4 protein-coding genes are annotated in these 5,712 nt (G+C 40.4%); all 4 read left to right on the plus strand.

Annotation, left to right across the window (positions count from 1 at the left end; genetic code table 11):
* Positions 1–174 precede the first annotated feature (174 nt).
* The 4 genes from pilM to PN450_RS04675 all read left to right on the plus strand — a co-directional run bounded on the left by pilM (position 175) and on the right by PN450_RS04675 (position 5,565).
* Entirely contained in the window at positions 175–1,281 is a 1,107-nt protein-coding gene (gene pilM, locus PN450_RS04660; protein ID WP_271835562.1) for a type IV pilus assembly protein PilM, read from the plus strand.
* Between the two features lie 4 nt (positions 1,282–1,285).
* A complete protein-coding gene (locus PN450_RS04665) occupies positions 1,286–2,101 on the plus strand; it encodes a PilN domain-containing protein (RefSeq protein WP_271835563.1) in 816 nt (271 codons plus the stop codon).
* Positions 2,098–2,892, plus strand: coding sequence for a pilus assembly protein PilO (locus tag PN450_RS04670; protein WP_271835564.1), 795 nt, complete (start codon positions 2,098–2,100; stop codon positions 2,890–2,892). Before PN450_RS04665 ends, PN450_RS04670 begins: the two co-directional genes overlap by 4 nt.
* A gap of 207 nt (positions 2,893–3,099) precedes the next feature.
* Positions 3,100–5,565, plus strand: coding sequence for a type IV pilus secretin family protein (locus PN450_RS04675; protein ID WP_271835565.1), 2,466 nt, complete (start codon positions 3,100–3,102; stop codon positions 5,563–5,565).
* The last annotated feature ends 147 nt before the right edge of the window (positions 5,566–5,712 follow it).

Here is a 5,712-nt window from a genome sequence, read left to right on the forward strand (position 1 = left end):
AATGACCGATAATTTATCTTCCAAATGCTTCGCCCCTACGGACAACGGACAACTGTACGGGCGAAGCATTTGGAGAACTATTTTTGGTAATGACCGATAATTTATCTTCCAAATGCTTCGCCCCTACGGACAACTAACCTTAATATTTTTCTTTGTAATCTAGCGGGTAAAACTATGGTTAAAGCCTTCACTAGTTTCTTTGGTAAATCCAGTAAAGGTATTGGTATTGAACTAGCGCCGGAACGGGTAAACGTAGTCCAACTACATAAACACCGCCAAAACTTAAAAATCGAATCTTTGACAACAGTACCAGTACCAGAAGGTATATTTATTGATGGTCACATTGCTGATTCTGTGGGAATGTCCGAAATTATTCAGCAAGCGATCGCTGAAAGCAAAACTAAAGCTACCCGTGTTATTACTTGTATCCCAGGACGAGAATCCATTATCCGGTTGATTCCTGTCCCATCTGAATTAGATGACAAGGAGTTGCGGGACATAATACTCAACCATGAAGCATCTTTATATTTACCCTATCCCAGAGAAGAAGCTGATGTTGATTATCAAAAACTTGGGGACTTTATAGACGAAGACGGCATTGAGAAAGTGCAGGTTTTGTTAGTTGCGACTCGTAAAGATGTCACGCAAACCTATTTAAATACCTTTGAACAGGCAGGATTAACAGTTGATATCTTAGAAATTAACAGCTTTGCCCTGATTCGCACTATTCGTGATCAATTGCGGCTATTTGGACCAGAAGAAGCAGCGGTATTAGTTGATATTGAGTTTGATAGTACAGAAATAGCCATTATTATCAATGGTGTCCCACAATTTTCTCGAACAGTACCGATTGGCACTTATCAACTCCAAACTGCATTGTCAAGGGCTATGAACTTACCAGCATCACGGGATATGGATATGTTGGAGAGTATGACTATTCCCACAACTTCACCAGATTCAGCCCATAGTGGGGTGACAGGTAGTAATCCGGGGATGGCTTCTATGTTGAGAGTTCTCGGAGAATTAGCTGATGAATTGCGTCGTTCCATTGATTTTTACCTCAATCAAAGTGAAAATCTGGAAGTCGTGCAGATTCTTTTAGCCGGTCCTGGGGGAGGATTACCACAAATTGATGAGTTTTTCACTCAAAGATTGAGTTTACCAACTACCCAAATAGATCCAATTACTTCTTTGTCTTTGGAGGTAGATGCTGAAAAATATCCTTTAATTAAACGTCCTGGGTTGGGTATTGTCCTGGGTTTAGGAATGCGAGGGTTGTAACAAAATGTATAGTCTAGATATTAACTTCCTTAAAGATCGGCCCGAATATCAAAGTAAAAGTGCAACGAAGGTTCAAAGACCATCTATTCAACTAGGGAATTTAATCCCAGTTTACATAGGAGTAGGAGTAGGTTTAGTATTGCCCGGTTTAGTGTTTATTGGTTTGTCAATCCTGGAAGGGAAAACTACTGAAGTAACCCGGGAAGTGGCAAAACTAGAGGAGGAAGGTAAGAGTTTAGATGGCACAATAGCCAATCTTAATAAAATTAAGGCGGAAACAGTCGGCATTAATAGCCAAACCAAAGCTTTAGTAACGGTGTTTGATCAAATACGTCCTTGGTCAGCAATGTTACAGGATTTGCGCGATCGCATTCCTAGTAAAGTGCAAATCGAAACTATTAAGCAAATTGCCGCTCCTCTTCCTAGTAAAGAAGTTGTAGCTGCCACCCCCAGTAAAACCAATACTAATGCCAATACCAATACCGCTGGATTCTTAGAAATTTCTGGTTTTGCTATTTCCTATGCCTTAGTCAACGATTTTGCCTTAAGTTTAGGACAATCTAAATTTTTAAATCCAGAAGAAACCAAAATTATCACAGCAGAATTAGTAGATGCACCACCCGTTACAGGTTTTCTTCCCCCAAAAGGTGGTAAATCTAATGAAAAAATTCAACCTATTCAAGTAGTTAAATACACTATTAAAACAGGTTTAAGTAATGTGCCAGCATCTGATTTAATTCAAGAGTTAGAGAAAAAAGGCACAGTCGGACTAGTAGATAGACTTCGCAATATCAAAAAAGTAGGAGTCATTGCCCAATGACATTTAGTGATGATTTAAATTTTGCCAATCAAGATACAGATACTCAAGATTCTGGTCTTGTTGTTTTTGGTGTCACCTTAACACCAACTATTATTGGTGGTGTAGTCGCAGTTTTAGGTTTATTAGGTGCAGGTTATATGCTATTTAACATAGCAATGCCCGCTTGGGATAACTATCAAGAACTACAAACTAAACTTGAGCAACTACAAACAGAAGTTCAACAAAAGAAAACCCAAGTCAAACAAATCGGTAAAATAGAAGCAGATTTGGCTGAAGCTAAACAACAACAACAACAAGTTTTAGCTTTATTTGCAGATGAAAAAAGTTTAGATACCCTATTACTAGATACCAGTCGCTTAATAGATTCTAGCAATGGAAAAGCTTTTGGTAATGCCATTAGAGCCAAGATGAAAAGATTTGTTCCAGCTTCGGAAAAACCTGTTGTGGTAGATGATGGCAGTTTTGGGGTAGAAGTTAACAACAAACTTAAACGCAGTATTGTCAATGTAGAAATTGAGGGAAATTTTGAACAAACCCGATTAATTATGCGAAACATTGAACGATTACAACCTTTATTGTTAGTTAAAAACTATGACTCCAAATTGTCTCCACCAGAGATGTCAGACAATAAAGATAACCCTGTGCAAATTGGTATCGGTAAACTGACAACAACTTTTGCATTAGAGGCTTTAATGCCACTAACTTCTGAAGAAACGGCAGATTTAGCCGCTAAAACAGCAGCAGCTAAAGCACCACCAGTACCACCACCAGCTAAAGCACCGAAAAAATAATCAAATTTGAGGCAAGAGGCAACAGACAACAGGCAAGAGGCAAAAGGCAAGAGAAGAGGCAAAAGGCAACAGGCAAAAGGCAAGAGAAGAGGCAAAAGGCAACAGGCAAAGGGCAACAGGCAAAATAAAATATTCTCCCTATTCCCTATTCCCTATTCCTTGTTATACGTTACGATTTAGACTTTTATTTTATGTGAGGAATGAACTGTGAAACAGCTTCATAATAGTGTTTTCGGATCAAGTGCGGCAGCTTTTGTACTCTTAGCAGCCCAACCAGTGTTAGCAAAGATCACACAAATTACTGATGTTGAACTCAGTCCCATTGCAGGGGGAGTTAGTGTAATTTTAAAAACTGCGGCGGGAGATCGTCCCCAAGTATTTACCACTAAAAAGGACAAATCCTTAGTTGCGGATGTAATTAATGCCCAACTCCGTTTACCCAAGGGTAATAACTTCCTGCAAAAAAACCCCGCACCAGGAATTGCATCTATTGAAGTTAAACAATTAGACGCTAATAGCATTCGGGTAACAGTCACAGGTATTGATGATGCACCCAGCAATCAGCCCGTCATGCGAAAGGATAATAATATTACCCTGGGCTTTACCGCTACCACAAATTCAACAGCATCAACCGCCACTAAGCCTACAGAAAAGGTAGCAGTAACACCAGCTACTACATTTGAATATAAACCAGATAAACCAGGTAAACAGCCAGAGGTTCTAGTTCCTAACCCGCAAGTTACAATTGACGGGAAAATTACCCAAACCCCAAATCCTGGTCAAGCTTATAAGCAAAGTCCTGTTTTTTTACCTAAGGCTGTCGCCCCACCTGTAGGAGATATTACTCAATCTAATATTGATACATCTCCTGCGGTGATTAATTTAGGTACAAAAGAACGAGTTCGTCGGTTGGTGTTGCGTGATGCACCTGTAAGAGAGGTTTTATCTTTATTAGCTCGTGCTGCTGGGCTGAATTTGGCTTATATAGGTGGGGAAGCAGAAAAACCGCAAGATGCTGAAAATGTAACTAAAACATCTCAGAAGATTTCCTTAGATATAGAAAATGAACCTGTGCAGGATGTTTTTAATTACGTCCTGCGTTTGAGTGGTTTGGAAGCTAACCGCAGTGGACGGACAATTTTTGTTGGGACTCAATTACCTAATTCTAGTCGTGATCTTGTGATGCGTAATCTCCGACTAAATCAGGTAACGGTGGGTGTGGCGTTAAATTTCTTAGTAGCTTTGGGTGCGGAAAGTGCTGTCAGTCGAGAACGACTAGTTACTAGTGTTAATGCTGTACCTGTGGGTGGTGCTGCTAACACCGCAGTTACTCAAACTCAAACGACGACAGAAACAAAAATTGAGACTCAACGGATTACATATACAGATTCAAAACCTATACTCAGAGGGTTACAAGCTTCAGGAGACGAGCGGACAAATTCTGTTACATTAATTGGTAGTCCTAAGATGGTTGAGATGGCAGTATCTCAATTAAGACAGCTTGATATCCGTCGTCGTCAAGTGGTGGTGAATGTCAAAATTATTGATGTCAACCTGACAGGTACTCAAGATTACAATACCAGTTTTTCTTTTGGGGTTGGTAACAACTTCTTTGTTAATGATGGTGGTGCAGCATCTTTAAATTTTGGTGGTTCTCGACCAGCTACAGGAATTGAAGTGAAAGAAAGTGTGACTCAAACCCCCGTGATTAAAAACCCAATTACAGGAGAGCCATTTTTTGATGCAAATAGTACATTTACAGTCCCCAATGGTGGATCAGGACTCAGAATTATCAGAGATGGTCTGGTGTTATCGGAAACACCACCAGGTGATGCGACATTCTTACGACCAATTTCACCAACTAACACTAGTCCAACTACCCCAGGAATATCTGATTTTACACCTGGAACACCAGATGTCATAACTATCACAACTGATCCTACAACTGGAAGACAGACTGCTGCTTTTAAAGAGGGTAGTCGTGCTGCAGGTAAATCTGCTCTACCAAGTTTATACCAATTCCCTAAACGGTTTCTTGCGAGTTTACAAGCTCAAGTTACCAGTGGCAACGCTAAGATTCTAACAGATCCTACCTTAATTGTTCAAGAAGGACAAAATGCAGTAGTTAACTTAACTACAGAGGTATATGCTGGATTAAAAACTTCATCACAAAGTACAGGAACTACATCATCAACCACATCATCCTCTGTCAGCGAACCTATCATCAAGAAAGCAGGTCTATCCTTAAATGTGAAGGTAGAAAGAATTGATGATAACGGTTTTGTATCTTTGTCCGTTGCCCCTACTGTATCTGCTCCGGGTGGTACAGCACAAGCCGGTGGTGGTAATGGTACAATAACTCTTTTATCCGAAAGAAGCCTGGCATCCGGTGTATTGCGTTTGCGGGATAGTCAAACGCTTATTCTTTCCGGTATTATTCAAGACACAGATCGAACAAGTGTTTCTAAATTACCTATTTTGGGTGATATTCCCCTGCTGGGTGCGCTGTTTAGGAAAACAAACAAACAGAACGAACGTAGAGAGGTAATTATTTTACTGACACCGCAAATAATGGATGATTCCCAGAGTTCTGGCTATGGTTATAATTATACACCCAGTCCCACAGCGCGGGAAATGTTGGAACGTCGGGGGGTGAAGCTGCAACCGCGTTAGTTAGTTCTTAGAGGGTGTTTGAAAAGTTATGGTTGATGTATCAAATATTTTTTACCCCACCCTAACCCTCCCCTTGTAAAGGGGAGGGAACTGGATTTTTATTGTTTCCCCCCTTTACAAGGGGGGACTAAGGGGGGTAGCAATGTG

It is taken from the genome of Dolichospermum lemmermannii CS-548, from assembly GCF_028330815.1.
GTDB lineage: Bacteria > Cyanobacteriota > Cyanobacteriia > Cyanobacteriales > Nostocaceae > Dolichospermum > Dolichospermum lemmermannii.